The organism is Streptomyces sp. SAS_281 (assembly GCF_052542855.1).
On the sequence record NZ_JBMNDO010000027.1, the window covers coordinates 1 to 14,496 of the forward strand.

At 72.8% G+C, this 14,496-nt stretch carries 12 protein-coding genes, 1 other RNA gene and 1 pseudogene; 8 read left to right on the plus strand and 6 right to left on the minus strand.

Going from position 1 to position 14,496, the window contains the following annotated elements; translation table 11 throughout:
* Positions 1 to 310: 310 nt before the first annotated feature.
* Positions 311 to 931: a bifunctional 4-hydroxy-2-oxoglutarate aldolase/2-dehydro-3-deoxy-phosphogluconate aldolase gene (gene eda, locus ACN6LM_RS12810; protein WP_445065463.1), complete on the minus strand. Its 621-nt coding sequence runs from the start codon at positions 929 to 931 to the stop codon at positions 311 to 313.
* 63 nt (positions 932 to 994) lie between these two features.
* Complete coding sequence (yaaA, locus tag ACN6LM_RS12815) at positions 995 to 1,795, minus strand: peroxide stress protein YaaA (RefSeq protein ID WP_445065464.1); 801 nt, start codon at positions 1,793 to 1,795, stop codon at positions 995 to 997.
* Between the two features lie 178 nt (positions 1,796 to 1,973).
* On the opposite strand from yaaA, the pseudogene ACN6LM_RS12820 reads away from it, so the two are divergent.
* From ACN6LM_RS12820 to rnpB, 3 genes and pseudogenes are all read left to right on the plus strand, one after another.
* Positions 1,974 to 3,391, plus strand: a pseudogene (locus ACN6LM_RS12820) (RNB domain-containing ribonuclease).
* A gap of 64 nt (positions 3,392 to 3,455) precedes the next feature.
* Positions 3,456 to 3,965 carry a TetR/AcrR family transcriptional regulator gene (locus ACN6LM_RS12825; RefSeq protein ID WP_445065465.1) on the plus strand — a complete coding sequence of 170 codons (510 nt, stop codon included), beginning with the start codon at positions 3,456 to 3,458 and terminating at the stop codon, positions 3,963 to 3,965.
* Between the two features lie 58 nt (positions 3,966 to 4,023).
* An RNA gene (rnpB, locus tag ACN6LM_RS12830) (RNase P RNA component class A) lies at positions 4,024 to 4,425 on the plus strand.
* A 24-nt stretch (positions 4,426 to 4,449) separates the two neighbouring features.
* Here the strand turns inward: rnpB and ACN6LM_RS12835 are convergent.
* A complete protein-coding gene (locus tag ACN6LM_RS12835) occupies positions 4,450 to 5,016 on the minus strand; it encodes a TetR/AcrR family transcriptional regulator (RefSeq protein ID WP_445065466.1) in 567 nt (188 codons plus the stop codon).
* Positions 5,017 to 5,112: 96 nt separating this feature from the next.
* Between ACN6LM_RS12835 and ACN6LM_RS12840 the strand changes: the two genes are divergently transcribed.
* Both ACN6LM_RS12840 and ACN6LM_RS12845 read left to right on the plus strand, forming a co-directional pair.
* On the plus strand, positions 5,113 to 5,577 hold the full coding sequence (locus tag ACN6LM_RS12840; protein WP_445065467.1) for a nuclear transport factor 2 family protein: 465 nt from the start codon (positions 5,113 to 5,115) through the stop codon (positions 5,575 to 5,577).
* 25 nt (positions 5,578 to 5,602) lie between these two features.
* Entirely contained in the window at positions 5,603 to 6,418 is an 816-nt protein-coding gene (locus ACN6LM_RS12845; protein ID WP_445065468.1) for an alpha/beta fold hydrolase, read from the plus strand.
* Positions 6,419 to 6,554: 136 nt separating this feature from the next.
* On the opposite strand, the gene ACN6LM_RS12850 is transcribed toward ACN6LM_RS12845, so the two are convergent.
* A complete protein-coding gene (locus ACN6LM_RS12850; RefSeq protein WP_445065469.1) occupies positions 6,555 to 8,240 on the minus strand; it encodes a glycosyl hydrolase family 18 protein in 1,686 nt (561 codons plus the stop codon).
* A gap of 394 nt (positions 8,241 to 8,634) precedes the next feature.
* Here ACN6LM_RS12850 and ACN6LM_RS12855 point away from each other — a divergent pair, with 394 nt between their 5' ends.
* Positions 8,635 to 9,405, plus strand: a complete 771-nt coding sequence (locus ACN6LM_RS12855; protein WP_445065470.1) for a lytic polysaccharide monooxygenase — start codon at positions 8,635 to 8,637, stop codon at positions 9,403 to 9,405.
* A gap of 56 nt (positions 9,406 to 9,461) precedes the next feature.
* Here ACN6LM_RS12855 and ACN6LM_RS12860 read toward each other — a convergent pair whose 3' ends face one another.
* Positions 9,462 to 10,721, minus strand: coding sequence for an arginine deiminase (locus ACN6LM_RS12860; RefSeq protein WP_445065471.1), 1,260 nt, complete (start codon positions 10,719 to 10,721; stop codon positions 9,462 to 9,464).
* A 38-nt stretch (positions 10,722 to 10,759) separates the two neighbouring features.
* Entirely contained in the window at positions 10,760 to 12,196 is a 1,437-nt protein-coding gene (locus tag ACN6LM_RS12865) for a basic amino acid/polyamine antiporter (RefSeq protein ID WP_445065472.1), read from the minus strand.
* A 198-nt stretch (positions 12,197 to 12,394) separates the two neighbouring features.
* Here ACN6LM_RS12865 and ACN6LM_RS12870 point away from each other — a divergent pair, with 198 nt between their 5' ends.
* Both ACN6LM_RS12870 and ACN6LM_RS12875 read left to right on the plus strand, forming a co-directional pair.
* Positions 12,395 to 13,201, plus strand: coding sequence for a MerR family transcriptional regulator (locus ACN6LM_RS12870; protein ID WP_445065473.1), 807 nt, complete (start codon positions 12,395 to 12,397; stop codon positions 13,199 to 13,201).
* 33 nt (positions 13,202 to 13,234) lie between these two features.
* Entirely contained in the window at positions 13,235 to 14,452 is a 1,218-nt protein-coding gene (locus ACN6LM_RS12875; RefSeq protein ID WP_445065474.1) for a glycosyltransferase, read from the plus strand.
* Positions 14,453 to 14,496 lie beyond the last annotated feature (44 nt).

Consider the following 14,496-nt stretch of genomic DNA (forward strand, 5'->3'; position numbering starts at 1 on the left):
CTTCCGGGGGCCCTGTTCCGGATGGAGCTCTCGGCGGCGTCCGTCTCGGCCGTCGCGTACTACGCCGACGGCAACGCCTCCGTACGCCTGCTGAACGACACGTCCCACCTGCGGTAACCCGGCCCGGGACAGCACTCGGCCCCACCGGCGGGGGGAAGGCCGGTGGGGCCGATGCGGTTCCGGCGGGTCGGGGGATTACCGGCCGGAACCCGGGTCACCCGGCATGCGGGCTACGTCCCCTACAAGGGTCGTGCCCCGAATACCGGGGAGCATGCGCGGTGATGTGCGACGGGTTTCCCCGCCGCCCCGCTCATCCCCTCAGCGCAGCCGCCTCGGCGGCCAGCCGCTCCACGCGCGCCCAGTCCCGGGCCGCGACCGCGTCCCCGGGAACCATCCAGCTCCCGCCCACGCAGCCGACGTTGGGCAGCGCCAGGTACGAGGGCGCGGAGGCGGCCGAGATCCCGCCCGTCGGGCAGAACCGGGCCTGGGGGAGCGGGGCGGAGAGGGACTTCAGGTACGCCGTTCCGCCCGCCGCCTCGGCCGGGAAGAACTTCATCCCGGTCACCCCGCGCTCCAGCAGCGCGACCACCTCGGAGGTGGTCGAGACGCCCGGCAGGAACGGCAGCCCCGACCCCTTCATCGCGTCCAGCAGCGCGTCGGTCCAGCCGGGACTGACCAGGAACCGGGCCCCCGCCGCCGCGGTGTCCGCCACGTTGCGCGCCGAGATCACCGTGCCCGCCCCGACGACCGCGTCCGGGACCTCCGCCGCGATCGCCCGGATCGCGTCCAGGGCGGCGGCAGTGCGCAGGGTCACCTCGATCGCCGGAAGCCCGCCCGCGACGAGGGCCCGGGCGAGCGGCACCGCGTCGGCCGCGTCCTCCAGGACGACGACGGGCACGACGGGGGCGAGGTCCAGCACGGAGGAGGTCATGCGCCCATCCTGCCCGCGCGCGCCACAGGACGCAACGAGCGTTGCATAGGGTGCAACGTACGACTAGTGGATCTCCGTGACCACCACGTCGAGCTGCCACGGCCGCCCCGGCCGGGCGGGTGCCTCGGCCTCGACGGTGTACCCGAGGTCCCGCAGGGCGGTCACCAGCTCCGCCGGGCCGGCCGGCCGGGCGCCCGCGAGCAGCAGGTCGCGCACCATGCGGCCCTTGGTGGCCTTGTTGAAGTGGCTGACCACGGACCGCTTCTCCACCCCGTCCACCAGCTGCGCGTGCAGCACCCGCACGCTCGCCGTGCGCTCGGCGACCGCCCCCTTCGGCCGCCACGCCGCCGTGTACGCGGACGAGCGCAGGTCCAGCACGAGCCCGTCACCCGCCGCCTCCGGCATCACCTCCGCCATCGGCGTCCGCCAGAACGCCCCGAGAGCGCCGGGCCCCGGCAGCTTCACGCCCATCGAGCAGCGGTACGGCGGAATCCGGTCACCCACCCGCACCGCGCCCCACAGCCCCGAGAACACCAGCAGCGACTTTCCGGCGAGGCGGCGGGCCGCCGGGTCGAGCGAGTCCAGGCCGAGGGCGTCGTACAGGACACCCGTGTACAGCTCCCCGGCCGGACGCGTCCCCGCCGTCCGCAGCTCCGCGTTCTTCGCGACCTCGCCCCGCAGCCCCTCGCTGAGCCCCAGCACCTCCCGCGCCTTCTCCTCGTCGGCCGCGCACAGCTCCACGAGCGCGTCCAGCACCTCGGCCCGCGCCCCCGCGAGACCGGGCAGCGACAGGGACTCGGGCTTCAGGGGTGCCCCGCGCCCCGAGGCGGCCTTTCCTTCGGAGGGCGGCAACAGCACGAGCACGGCGGTTCTCCTTCGTACGTACGGGGAAGAGGCGCCGGCGGTGTGCGGACCGCACGGACGCCCCAGGTCAGCGTACGGGGGCGGAAGGGGCACACCGTACGGGCGGAGCCCTCCGTTCGGAATGCCGTGATCCGCGCCCCGCCCTACGCTCGGGACCATGCCCCGCCGCCATCTGCACATGACCGGCGCAGCCGAGACCCCGCTGCGGGCGGCCCTGCGCGGCCTTCGCTCCGAGCTTTCGCTCCCCGACGACTTCCCGCCCGACGTGCTCGCCGAGGCTGCGGACGCGGCGCGGACCCCGGAGCTCGCCGGGCACGCGGACGCGACGGACATCCCCTTCCTCACCATCGACCCGCCCGCGTCCATGGACCTCGACCAGGCGATGCACCTGGAACGCCGCGCCCACGGCTACCGGGTGCACTACGCCATCGCGGACGTGGCCGCCTTCGTACGCCCCGGCGGGGCGCTCGACGCCGAGGCGCACCGCCGGGTGACGACCCTCTACTTCCCGGACGGCCGGGTGCCGCTCCACCCGGAGGTCCTGTCCGAGGACGCCGCCAGCCTGCTGCCCGGCCGGGTCCGCCCCGCGGTCCTGTGGGAGATCGACCTGACCCGGAGGGCGCGGCGGTCGCGACCCGGGTGCGCAGAGCCCTCGTACGCAGCCGCGCCAAGCTGGACTACGCGGGCGTGCAGCGGCGGATCGACGCGGGCACCGCCGAGGAACCCCTCGCGCTGCTCCGGGACATCGGCACCCTCCGCGAGGAGCAGGAGGTGGCACGCGGCGGCATCTCGCTGGGCGTGCCCGAGCAGGAGATCACCGAGCACGACGGGACGTACGGCCTGGAGTACCGCGCCCCGCTCCCCGCCGACGGCTGGAACGCCCAGGTCTCGCTGCTCACCGGCATGGCGGCGGCCCGCCTGATGGCGGAGAGCGGCACCGGCATCCTGCGCACCCTGCCGGTCGCGCCCGACGGCGCGGTGGCACGGCTGCGCCGCAGCGCCGAGGCCCTGCACATCGACTGGCCGCACCACGTCCCGTACGCCCGGGTTGTCCGCTCGCTCGACCCGGCCCGCACCGACCACGCGGCGTTCCTCCAGGAGTGCACGACGCTGCTGCGCGGCGCGGGCTACACGGTCTTCGACGGCGGCGACCTGCCGGACCCGGCCGTGCACGCGGCGGTGGCGGACCTCTACACGCACTGCACGGCGCCCCTGCGCCGCCTCGTGGACCGCTACGCCTCCGAGCTGTGCGTCGCGGCCTGCGCGGACCGGGACCCGCCCGACTGGGTGCTCGCCGCCCTGCCCGCGCTGCCCGAGGAGATGGCGGAGGGCACGCGGCGCGCCAACACGGTGGAGCGGGAGTCCGTGGACCTGGTCGAGGCGGCGCTGCTCAAGGACAAGGTGGGCGAGGTCTTCGACGGATACGTGGTGGACGTGAAGGAGAACGAACCGGCCACCGGGACCGTCCACATCGACGCCCCGGCGATCGTCGCCCGCGTCGAGGGCACCGCGCCCCTCCCCCTGGGCGAGCGCCTGCGGGTCCGCCTCGCCCAGGCGGCCCCGGGCACGGCGAAGGCCCTGTTCGTCCCGGCCTGACGGCGTCTCGTACGATCGCGAGTTCGGCCCCCGCGCCCCGCGCCCGTACGACGGAAGGACCGGCGTGACCGACCGTGCCCGCCAGCACCAGATCCTGGCCGCCGCCCGCACACTCCTGGAGCAGGAGGGCCCGGAGGCGCTGACCATGCGCCGGCTCGCGGGCCTGCTGGGCATCACGGCCCCGTACCTCTACAAGCACTTCCCGGACAAGTCATCGGTGGTCGGCGCGCTGGCCGACGCGATGCTCACGGAGACCGCCGAGGCCCTGGAAGCGGCGGAGACGGCCGCCCCTGGCTCCTTCCCGGCCCTGGCCACCGCCTACCGCGCCCACGCCCTGGCCCACCCCCACCTCTACCGCCTCACCACGTCCCGCCCGCATCCCCACCACCTGGAGGACCGGGCCGCCGCCCCGCTCTTCCGTGCCCTGGCCCCGGACGAACCCCTGGCCCGCGCGGCCTGGGCCTTCGCCCACGGCATGGTCCTGATGGAACTGAACGGCCGCTTCCCCACCCAGGAGGCCGTCACCACGGCCTGGACGGCGGGCATCACGGCGCTGGCGCCGGGCCGGTTGTGACGTCATGACGCCGTGACGCCGTGACGCCAGAGGCGGGTAGCATGGGCCCCACGGCAGACGAGCCGGGCGGACGGCCGCGTGGGGATCATCGGATCCTCCCGAGGAACGTCCGGGCTCCACAGGGCAGGGTGATGGCTAACGGCCACCCGGGGTGACCCGCGGGACAGTGCCACAGAGAACAGACCGCCCGGGACTCCGGTCCCGGGTAAGGGTGAAACGGTGGTGTAAGAGACCACCAGCGCCTGGGGCGACCCAGGCGGCTAGGTAAACCCCACCCGGAGCAAGGTCAAGAGGGGCCGCCGCAAGACGGCCCTGCGCGAACGCTTGAGGGCTGCCCGCCCGAGTTCGCGGGTAGACCGCACGAGGCCGGCAGCAATGCCGGTCCTAGATGGATGGCCGTCTCCCCGGCCGCCGCGAGGCGACCGGGCGACAGAACCCGGCGTACAGCCCGACTCGTCTGCCGCCACTCACGGCCCTTCCCGGCTCAGCCCGTCCCGAGCAGCGCCGCGGCGGCCGACCGGGCATGCCCGGCCGGGGCCGGGTCGCCGGTGATGCCCGCCGTCACGATCGCGCCCTCGGCCAGCAGGAAGACGGGGTCGGCCACGGGTGCGCCTGTGGCGTCGACCCAGGCGGCGATCTGGGCCCTGAAGGCCCTCTTGTGCTCCCGGACTTCGGCGAGCACTGCCGGTGAGGCCGCGCCGAGCTCGCCGTGCGCGTTGATCCAGGCGCAGCCGCGGAAGCCCGGCCGGGAAAACCACCGGGCCAGCCAGTCGAAGACCGCGAGCACCCGTTCGCCGGCGGCCGGGACCTGTTCCACGTACGCCGCCAGGTCTCCCCGCCACTGTCGGTCGCGCCGCCGGAGCACTGCCACCACCAGGTCCTCCTTCGTGGCGTACGACCCGTAGATCCGCTTCAGCGACAGCCCCGAGGCCGCCCGCACCTCGTCCATGCCGACCGCCTGAATGCCCCGCTCGTAGAAGAGCGCCTCCGCCGCGTCGAGCAGCGCGTCGCGGTCCCGCTCCCGCTGCTCCGCTGGGATCGGCGCCGGCATGCGGACCTCCTTGACGTTGAAAACGATCGTTCTCTACCGTGGTCATCCTAGCGCTGGAGAACGGACGTTCTCCGGCCTGTCGTCGTGGGAGGCACCATGCCAGCCGAGGACCGCCGGTCCGGGACACCGTTCACCCGCGAGACCGCCCTGCGGAAGGTCCAGGCCGCCGAGGACGCCTGGAACTCCCGAGACCCGCACCGGGTCGCGCGGGCCTACACCACGGACTCCGTCTGGCGGAACCGGGACGCGTTCGTCCGGGGACGCGAGGAGATCGTCGCCTTCCTGGCGCGCAAATGGCAGCGCGAGCGGGAGTACGCGCTGCGCAAGAGCCTCTGGGCGTTCGGCGACGACCGGATCGCCGTCCGCTTCCAGTACGAGTGGCACGACGCGAGCGGCCAGTGGTGGCGCAGCTACGGCAACGAACTCTGGGAGTTCGACGAGCACGGCCTCATGCGGCGCCGCGAGGCAAGCATCAACGACCTCGCCATCTCCGAGGCCGCCCGGCGTATCCACGGTCCCCGGCCCCAGGGCCGGCACGGAGCGGACTTCCCCATCCAGTGAGCAACTACTCGCCCAGGTAAGGCATATGAGTCACACGACGGTGAACGGAACCACCCTCCACTACGACGATCTCGGGCCTTCGGACGGGCTGCCGGTCCTGCTGGTCCACGGCCATCCCTTCAACCGCACCCTGTGGGCCCCGCAGAGCGCGGCCCTCGTCGCGGCCGGCCACCGCGTCATCACGCCGGACCTGCGGGGATACGGCGACAGCGAAGTCACGGCCGGACGCGTGTACCTGTCCGACTTCGCGGACGACCTCGTCGGCCTCCTGGATCACCTCGGCATCGGACGGGCTGTGATCGGCGGCGTGTCCATGGGCGGCCAGATCGCCATGGAGACGCAGCGCCGCCACGCCTCCCGCGTGCGGGGGCTGGTCCTGTCGGACACCTCGGCTCCCGCCGAGACGCCCGACGGCAGGGCCTTCAGGAACCGCCTGGCCGACCGGCTGCTCGCCGACGGCATGGCCGGTTACGCGGACGAGGTCATCGACAAGATGCTGGCCTCCTACAACGTCACCGCGCTGCCGGAGGTCGCCGCACGCGTCCTGGCCATGATGCGCGCCACCGACCCGCGCGGGGCGGCGGCGGCCCTGCGGGGCCGTGCCGAGCGCGCCGACTACCGCGACACGCTGGCCGCCGCGCGCTGCCCGGTGCTGGTCGTCGTCGGGGCGGACGACGTCTACACGCCGGTCGCCGACGCCGAGGCCATCGCCCGCCTCGCCCCGCACTCCGTGCTGCGCGTCATCGAGGGCGCGGGGCATCTTCCGGGCGCCGAGCAGCCGGAACGCTTCAACCGGGAGCTGCTGGACTTCCTGCGGGACCGCTTCCTCGATCCGGTCTGATCCGGCCTGATTCGGTCCGATCCAGTCCGATCCGCTGTTCCGGCCTGATCGGGCCCGATCCGGACGACGGGCGCCGCGCACCACGCGGAAGCCCCCCGCCGGTGACCGGCGGGGGGCTCGCGTCGGGCGGGGCTGTTCAGCAGGCGCCCTGGTCCTTCCAGACGCCCCAGTCGCCGGTGCTGCCGGGGGTCTCGTTCTGGGTCCACCACTGGGCCTTGTACGTGTGGCCGTTGTACGAGACCACGTTGCCCGTGTTGTAGACCGTTCCGGCCACGTACGCCGGGGCCGAGCCGCAGCCGCCGGCGGGCGGGTCCGTGGGGCCGGTGGTGGGCGGGGTGGTCGGGTCGGTGGTCGGCGGGGTGGTGGGCCCGGTGGTGGTGCCGCCGATCGCGGTGTTGATCTGGTTCAGCAGGGTCGCCTTCTCGTCCAGGCCGAGGAGGGAGTACATCATCGCGCCGGCCAGACCGCGCTGCTTGGCGTAGTCGGCCCTGGCCTGGATGGACTTCTGGTCCAGGCCCGTGAAGAACTCGCCGTCCTTGTAGAAGTAGGACGCCTTGGCCTCGTCGTCCCAGTACGTCGTCGCCGGGTTGTCGACGATGCCGCCGAGCTCCTTGTAGTGCGCGATGCCGGCCTGCTGGCTCAGCGGGCGGGGGGAGGATCCACCGGTCGCGGACTGGGCCAGGCCGTGGGTGGTCCCCTCCGGGACGCCCTTCCAGCCGCGGTAGTAGAGCTCGTAGCCCAGGGTCAGCTTGTTCGCCGGGAACCCGCCGGCGATGCCGTAGGCCGGCTTGCCGTCGAGCCAGGAGTCGACCGCGTTGTCGATCGAGTACTTCTCGGTGCCGGGCGCGACCGGGTCGGACGGGTCGTTGCCGCCCGAGTACAGCGGTGACTGGTGGTAGGTCGGCCCGTCGCCGTCCCAGGCGCCGTGCATGTCGTACGTCATCAGGTTCGCGTAGTCGAGGTACTGGCCGATCTTGTCGGTCTCGATGTTCGCGATCTTGTCCTGGCCGGCCCCGAAGGCTGCGGTGAGCAGGTACTTCTTGCCGCCGTTGGCTGCGCCGTACGCGTCGAGCTGCTTGCGGAACTCGGCGAGCAGCAGCGTGAAGTTCTGCTTGTCCTCGGGGGCGTAGTGGTTGCCCAGGTGGCCGCCCGCCGAGGCGGGGTACTCCCAGTCGATGTCGATGCCGTCGAAGATCCCGGCCGCCGAGCCGGGGCCGCCGAAGCCGCCCTCGACGGGCAGGTTGCCCTTGATGTACTGGTCGATGCAGGACGAGACCAGCTTCTTGCGGCTCGCGTCCGTCTTCGCCGCGTCGCTGAAGTACTTGGAGTACGTCCAGCCGCCCAGCGAGATGTTGATCTTCAGGTGGGGGTACTTCGCCTTCAGCTCCTTGAACTGGTTGAAGACGCCCACGATCGGCTGGTCCCACTTGTCGGCCACACCGTCGACGCTGTCCGCCGCGCCGAAGGACTTCTGGTAGTCGGCGTACGAGTCGCCGGCACCGTCGCCCGCGTTGGGGTTGTTGTCGTCGCCCGCCGCCTTGTTGGCCTCGAAGCATGTGAGGTCGGTCGGGTGGATGTTGCCGAACGAGTAGTTGATGACGTCCAGCTTGCCCGCGATGCCCCGGGTGTCGAGCTGCTTCGGGTAGAAGGCGTTGCCGTAGACGCTCCACTGGTCGTAGTACGCGATGCGCACGCCGCCCGGCGAAGCGGAAGCCGGAGCGTCGGCCGCCTGCGCGGAGCCGATGCCTACGGTCGCGGCGAGGCCGCCGGTGGCGAGGGCCGTGCTCAGGAGCGCGGCGATCAATGTCTTACGGGGGTGCACGTGCGGCCTCCAGCGGGGGAGCGGGTGGTGCTGTGGATGGGCTGGAGCAGTGATAACCGGCTCGTGACCTGCGCGTCAACGATTCCAACGAGATTAGGACTAGACCAATTTGATGGTGTGTGAGGTGTCCGGAGAGCGTCGTCGCGCCGCGCGGCGACCGGTCGGCACCGATGACCAGCGGCTTAAGGATCACTTAAAAGTGGCGCCGCGAGCGCTTCCGTGGCGAACCACTCGACGCCGAAAAGTGGAGGCGCGAACCGGCCTGCTTCACCCCCTTGACCGGACCCCGTTCGCCATTAAGGTCTAGACCTGCATCGGCCAGGCCCGGACCAGAGGTCCTCGTGTGCCGCAGGTGAACGCCCGGCCTCCGTACGAGCAGAGGAAGTGATGTGGCATGAACGCCAAGCGACGGATGGCCGTTTCCATCGGAGCGCTGGTCGCCCCCGTGCTCGCCCTCGGCGTCCAGGCGGGTACCGCCGGCGCCCACGGCTGGGTCGCCGCGCCGACCAGCCGGCAGGCCCAGTGCGCGTCCGGTGTCGTCGGCTGCGGCCAGATCACGTACGAGCCGCAGAGCGTCGAGGGTCCGAAGGGGCTCAAGAGCTGTAGCGGGGGCAACGCGGCGTTCGCCGAGCTGGACGACGACAACAAGGGCTGGCAGGTCACCCCGGTCGGCCAGAAGTTCACCTTCACCTGGCACCACACAGCCCGTCACGCCACCGAGAACTGGCAGTACTTCATCGGTGACCAGAAGATCGCCGAGTTCGCCGGCAACCACGCGCAGCCGCCCGCCGACGTGAGCCAGGAGGTGGACTTCGGCAGCTTCACCGGCCGCCAGAAGGTGCTCGCCGTCTGGAACGTCGCCGACACGGCCAACGCCTTCTACGCGTGCGTCGACGTCAACATCGGCGGCACCGGCACCGGTGGCGGCGACAACGGCGGCAACCCGGGCGGCGGCGACGGCGGCAACCCGGGCGGCGGCGACGGCGGGACCGGCGAGCCGGGTGCCTGCTCCGTGCCGCTGTGGAGCACCGAGGCCGTCTACTCCGGGGGCGACACCGTCTCGTACGACGGGCACACCTGGCGCGCGAAGTGGTGGGTGCAGGGCGACAAGCCCGGCACCACCGGTGAGTGGGGCGTCTGGGAGGACCTCGGCGCCTGCGCCTGACCGGACGTCCGGCCCGGCGGGGGAGCCCATACCTCCGCCGGGCCGTCTCCGTGGTCTCAGAAGCTCACCGGTTCACGGATCAGCGGGCACGTCATGCAGTGCCCGCCGCCCCGTCCCCGGCCGAGCTCCGCGCCGACGATCTCCAGCACCTCGATGCCGGCCTGCCGCAGCAACGCGTTGGTCTGGGTGTTCCGGTCGTACGTGAACACGACGCCCGGCTCGACCGCGACCGCGTTGTTCCCGCTGTCCCACTGCTGGCGCTCGGAGGCGTACACATCGCCGCCCGTCTCGATGACCCGGAGTCCCGGCAGTCCGAGCGCGCCGGCGACCACGTCGGTGAACGGCCGGGACCCCTCGTCGGTGATGTCGACGGGCACCGGGCCGCCGCCCGGGCGCAGCGAGAAGCTGTGGACGGCGTCCACGATGCGCGGGTAGAGCGTCACGACGTCCCGGTCCGCGAAGGTGAACACGGTGTCCAGATGCATCGCCGCCCGCAGCTTCGGCATGCCCGCGACGACCACGTGTTCCGCCGCGCCCTGCTCGAAGAGAGCGGCGGCCACCTGCGTGATGGCCTGGCGCGAGGTGCGCTCGCTCATGCCCATGAGGACGACGCCGTTGCCGACGGGCATGATGTCGCCGCCCTCGAAGGTGGCCTGGCCCCAGTCCCGTTCCGGGTCGCCCCACCACACCGTGGCGTCCGTGAAGTCGGGGTGGAAGCGGTGGACGGCCTTCATCAGCAGGGTCTCGTCGTGCCGGGCGGGCCAGTAGAGCGGGTTGAGCGTCACTCCGCCGTACAGCCAGCACGTGGTGTCGCGGGTGTACAGCGTGTTGGGCAGCGGCGGCATCACGTACTCGCGAACCCCTGCCGACTCGCGGGCCAGGGCGACGTACGGCGGGCGGTACTCGTCGGGCAGGTCCGTGGTGGCCAGGCCGCCGATCAGGAACTCGGCGAGCGCGCGCGGCTCCAGGGTCTCCAGGAACGCCCGGGTGGAGTCGATCAGCCCCAGGCCCGCCTCGTTCGCGGTGATCTTGCGGTCGAGCAGCCAGTCCCGCGCGCCCGGCACGGCCATCGTCTGTGCCAGGAGGTCGTGGAGTTCGACGACCTCGACCCCGCGCCCGGTGAGCGCGTCCACGAAACCGGCGTGGTCCCGCTGGGCGTTCTCCACCCACATCACGTCGTCGAAGAGCAGATCGGCCGCGTTGGTCGGGGTGAGCCTGCGATGGGCGAGGCCCGGCGCGCACACCAGGACCTTGCGGAGCCGGCCGACCTCGGAGTGGACTCCGAGCGGGGTGCGGGAAGTGCTGTCACCGGTCATGTGCGGTCCTTCGCATACGGGTCGGGGTGCGGTACGGCTCAGAGGCTGATCCAGCCGGCCGCCAGGGCGATCACGCCCATGACCGCACCGGCCACCGATACGACGCAGATCAGCAGCTCGCGGGGGGAGAAGGGGCGCCGGCCCTGCTCGCGGCGGGACATCACGAAGAGGATGGTGGCAGGGGCGTAGACGATGAACGAGAGCAGGACGAACCGGAGCCCGGCCGCGTACAGCAGGAACGCCGTGTAGACGGTGGCGAGCACGGCGACGACGAGGTCGCGCCCGGTCGTCCGCCCCTGGGCCAGGGGATCCCGGGTGAGCGAGATCTTCAGCGCGAACGCGGCGGCGAGCAGGAACGGGATGAGCGTCAGCGCACTCGTCATGTCCAGCGCGAAGTTGAACGCGTCGTCGGAGAGCAGCGTGACGACCAGCACCACCTGGACCAGCACGGTCGTCATGACCAGGGCCGGGACCGGCACGTCGTCGGCGGTGGCGCGGCGCAGGAAGCGCGGCATGTCGCGGTCCTGCGCGGCCACGTACAGCACCTCGGCGGCCATCAGTGTCCAGGCCAGATAGGCGCCGAGGACCGAGACGATCAGGCCGACGCTGACGAAGGCCGTGCCCCAGGTGCCGACGGCGTGCTCCAGGACGCCCGCCATCGAGGGCTGGCGCAGCGCGGCGATCTCGCTCATCGGCATGATGCCGTACGAGACGATGGTGACCGAGGCGAAGACGGCGAAGACGCTGAGGAAGCCGAGGACCGTGGCGCGCCCGACGTCCCTGCGGCGCTTCGCGTGCCGGGAGTAGACGCTCGCGCCCTCGACGCCGAGGAAGACGAAGACGGTCGCCAGCATCGTGCCGCGCACCTGGTCGAACAGCGGACCGGCGTAGTCGGCGCCGCCCCAGTTCTCCGCGAACACGTCCGTGTCCAGGTAGAACAGGGCCAGCACGACGAAGACCAGGATCGGGACGACCTTGGCGACCGTGACGATGCGGTTGATCGCCGCGGCCTCCTTGACGCCCCGGCGGATCAGCAGGAAGAAGCCCCACAGCCCGACCGAGGACAGCGCCGCGGCCAGGACGGTGTCCCCGTCCCCGAGCGCCGGCCAGACCGTGCCGATGGTCGACATGATCAGCACCCAGTACGTCACGTTGCCCACGCAGGCGCTCGCCCAGTAGCCGAATGCCGAGAAGAACCCCAGGTATTCACCGAACCCGGCCTTCGCGTACGCGTACACCCCGGCGTCCAGGTCCGGGCGGCGCACCGCGAGGGACTGGAAGGCGAAGGCCAGCATCAGCATCCCGGTGCCCGCGATGGTCCAGGCGATCAGCGCCCCCGCGACACCGGTCTCCTCGGCGAAGCGGCGGGGCAGCGAGAACACTCCCGCGCCGACCATGGAGCCGACGACCAGTGCGGACAGCGTCATCAGCGAGAGCTTCGCCGTGTGCGGCTGCTCCTCGGTCACTGCGGACATGAGCGGGGCCCTTCCAGGTGCGGGACTGCGGTCCCCGGGGGCGGGCGGGGGCACGGGACGGCACCCCCATGAGGGCGAAATGTACCTTTCGTTACGAGGGTGTGCCCCGCTGCCGGGCCGGTGTCCCCGGATCGGGGCGCGGCTTGACCCTCCCCTTGCGTCAGGCTCGATGATCGGTCGCGAGGAAAGGGCGGGTGGATGACGTATTCCGTCGGGCAGGTGGCGGCCTTCGCCGGAGTGACGGTGCGCACGCTGCACCATTACGACAAGGCGGGGCTGCTCTCGCCCAGCGCGCGCAGCCGGGCCGGCTACCGGCTCTACGGCGAGGAGGACCTGGTCCGGCTCCAGCAGATCCTCTTCTACCGCGAACTGGGCTTCCCGCTGGACGAGATCGCCGAGATCTTCAGGAACCCGCAGGCCGACGCCCTGGACCACCTGCGGGCCCGGCAGGAGCAGCTGGAGGCGGAGATCGCCAGGCTGCGGCGGCTCTCCGAGGTGGCCCAGCGGGCGATCGAAGTGCAGCGGACCGGGGTCCCGCTGACCCCCCGGGAGCGCTTCGAGGTGTTCGGCGAGATCACCGCCGACCTGAGCTACGCCACCGAGGCGGCGCTCAAGTGGGCGGACTCGCCGGGGCAGCGCGAGTCGATGGCCCGGGCCGCCGCGCACACCAAGGAGGACTGGCGGCAGCTCATGGGCGAGGCCACGGCCTGGCGCGCCGAGCTCCTGGCGGCCTTCGACGACGGCGAGCCGAGCGACGGCGACCGGGTCATGGACCTCGCCGAGGAGCACCGGCTGCACATCTCCCGCTGGTTCACCGCCTGCCCGCCCGACATGCACCGGCGCATCGCGGACGATTTCGCGGCCGATCCGCGCGCCTTCGCCCTGGTCGTACCGCCGTCCCGGCAGCGCACCGGTCTGGCCGCCTACCTGTGCAAGGCCGTCCACGCGAACGCGGCCCGCCGCACGGACGGCGGGGAGGCTGATGAGCCGGGGCGGCCCCGCTGAACCGGTGCGGACCGATGACTTCGAGGAGAACCGATGAGAATACTGATCGCCGCGGCCGGATCCCGCGGTGACGTCGCCCCGTACACCGGCCTGGGCGCCGCACTCCGCACGGCGGGCCACGACGTCGTCCTCGCCACCACGGACACCTTCGCGCCCCTCGTCCGCGCCGCCGGACCGGACTTCCGCGCCCTCCCGGGCAACCCGGCGCAGGGCGGCGGCGGGAGCGGCGGCAAACGGGAACTCATGCGGGCCGCCTCAGCGTTCATCACGGACCTGGGCCAGGGGTTCGCCGACGCGATGACCGACGGCACGGATCTGCTGCTGCTCTCGACCACGACCGCCCCCCTCGGCTGGCACCTCACCGAGGCCACCGGCACCCCGGCCATCGGCGTCTACCTCCAGCCCACCGCGCCGACCGGCGACTTCCCGCCCGTCGTCACGGGCACCCGCTCCCTGGGCCGCCCCGGCAACCGCGTGGCCGGGCGCTTCGCGCTCCGCATGACCGACCGGCTGTACGCCCCGGCGGTGACCGCGCTCCGCGAACGGCTCGACCTGCCCCCGGCCAAGCCCTCCGACATGCGCCGCCGCCGGGAGCGCGCCGACTGGCCCGTCCTCCACGGCTTCAGCACCGCCCTGGTGCCCCGGCCCGCCGACTGGCGCCCCGGCCTGAACGTCGTCGGCAACTGGTGGCCCCAGCACGACCCGGACGAGCAACTGCCCCCGGAACTGGCGGACTTCCTGAGCGCCGGGCCGCCGCCCGTTCTCATCGGCTTCGGCAGCATGGCGGCCGGCGAGGGGGACCGGCTCGGCGCGCTCGCCGTGCGGGCCCTGCGCCGCGCCGGGCTGCGCGGCATCCTCCAGTCCGGCAGCGCCGGGCTCGCCGCCGAGGGCGACGACGTCCTCACCGTCGGGGATGTCCCGCACGCCCTGCTGTTCCCGCGCCTGGCCGCCGTGGTCCACCACGCCGGGGCCGGCACCTCGGCCGCCGCGCTGCGGGCCGGGGTCCCCGCGGTGGCCGTGCCGGTGACCGCCGACCAGCCGTTCTGGGCCGGCCGCCTCGCCGCGACCGGTGCCGCCTGCGAGCCGATCCCCTTCCGCGCCCTCACCGCCGACCGCCTCGCCGACGCCCTCGACCGCGTCGTACGGCAGCGGACGTACGCGGAGGCCGCCGCGCGGGGTGCGAAGCGGATGGCCGCGGAGGACGGGGCGGCGCAGACGGTGGAGGCGGTGCGGCGGCTGACCGGAGGCTGAGGTGGCGGCCGGCGCAGGGGCCGGGGGCTCGCCTCGGCCGAGCG

Excerpts from the sequence above, each read along its gene's own strand:
- eda (WP_445065463.1), bottom strand. The coding sequence starts at position 931 with ATGACCTCCTCCGTGCTGGACCTCGCCCCCGTCGTGCCCGTCGTCGTC.
- ACN6LM_RS12835 (WP_445065466.1), bottom strand. The coding sequence starts at position 5,016 with ATGCCGGCGCCGATCCCAGCGGAGCAGCGGGAGCGGGACCGCGACGCG.
- ACN6LM_RS12840 (WP_445065467.1), top strand. The coding sequence starts at position 5,113 with ATGCCAGCCGAGGACCGCCGGTCCGGGACACCGTTCACCCGCGAGACC.
- ACN6LM_RS12845 (WP_445065468.1), top strand. The coding sequence starts at position 5,603 with ATGAGTCACACGACGGTGAACGGAACCACCCTCCACTACGACGATCTC.
- ACN6LM_RS12855 (WP_445065470.1), top strand. The coding sequence starts at position 8,635 with ATGAACGCCAAGCGACGGATGGCCGTTTCCATCGGAGCGCTGGTCGCC.
- ACN6LM_RS12860 (WP_445065471.1), bottom strand. The coding sequence starts at position 10,721 with ATGACCGGTGACAGCACTTCCCGCACCCCGCTCGGAGTCCACTCCGAG.
- ACN6LM_RS12865 (WP_445065472.1), bottom strand. The coding sequence starts at position 12,196 with ATGTCCGCAGTGACCGAGGAGCAGCCGCACACGGCGAAGCTCTCGCTG.
- ACN6LM_RS12870 (WP_445065473.1), top strand. The coding sequence starts at position 12,395 with ATGACGTATTCCGTCGGGCAGGTGGCGGCCTTCGCCGGAGTGACGGTG.
- ACN6LM_RS12875 (WP_445065474.1), top strand. The coding sequence starts at position 13,235 with ATGAGAATACTGATCGCCGCGGCCGGATCCCGCGGTGACGTCGCCCCG.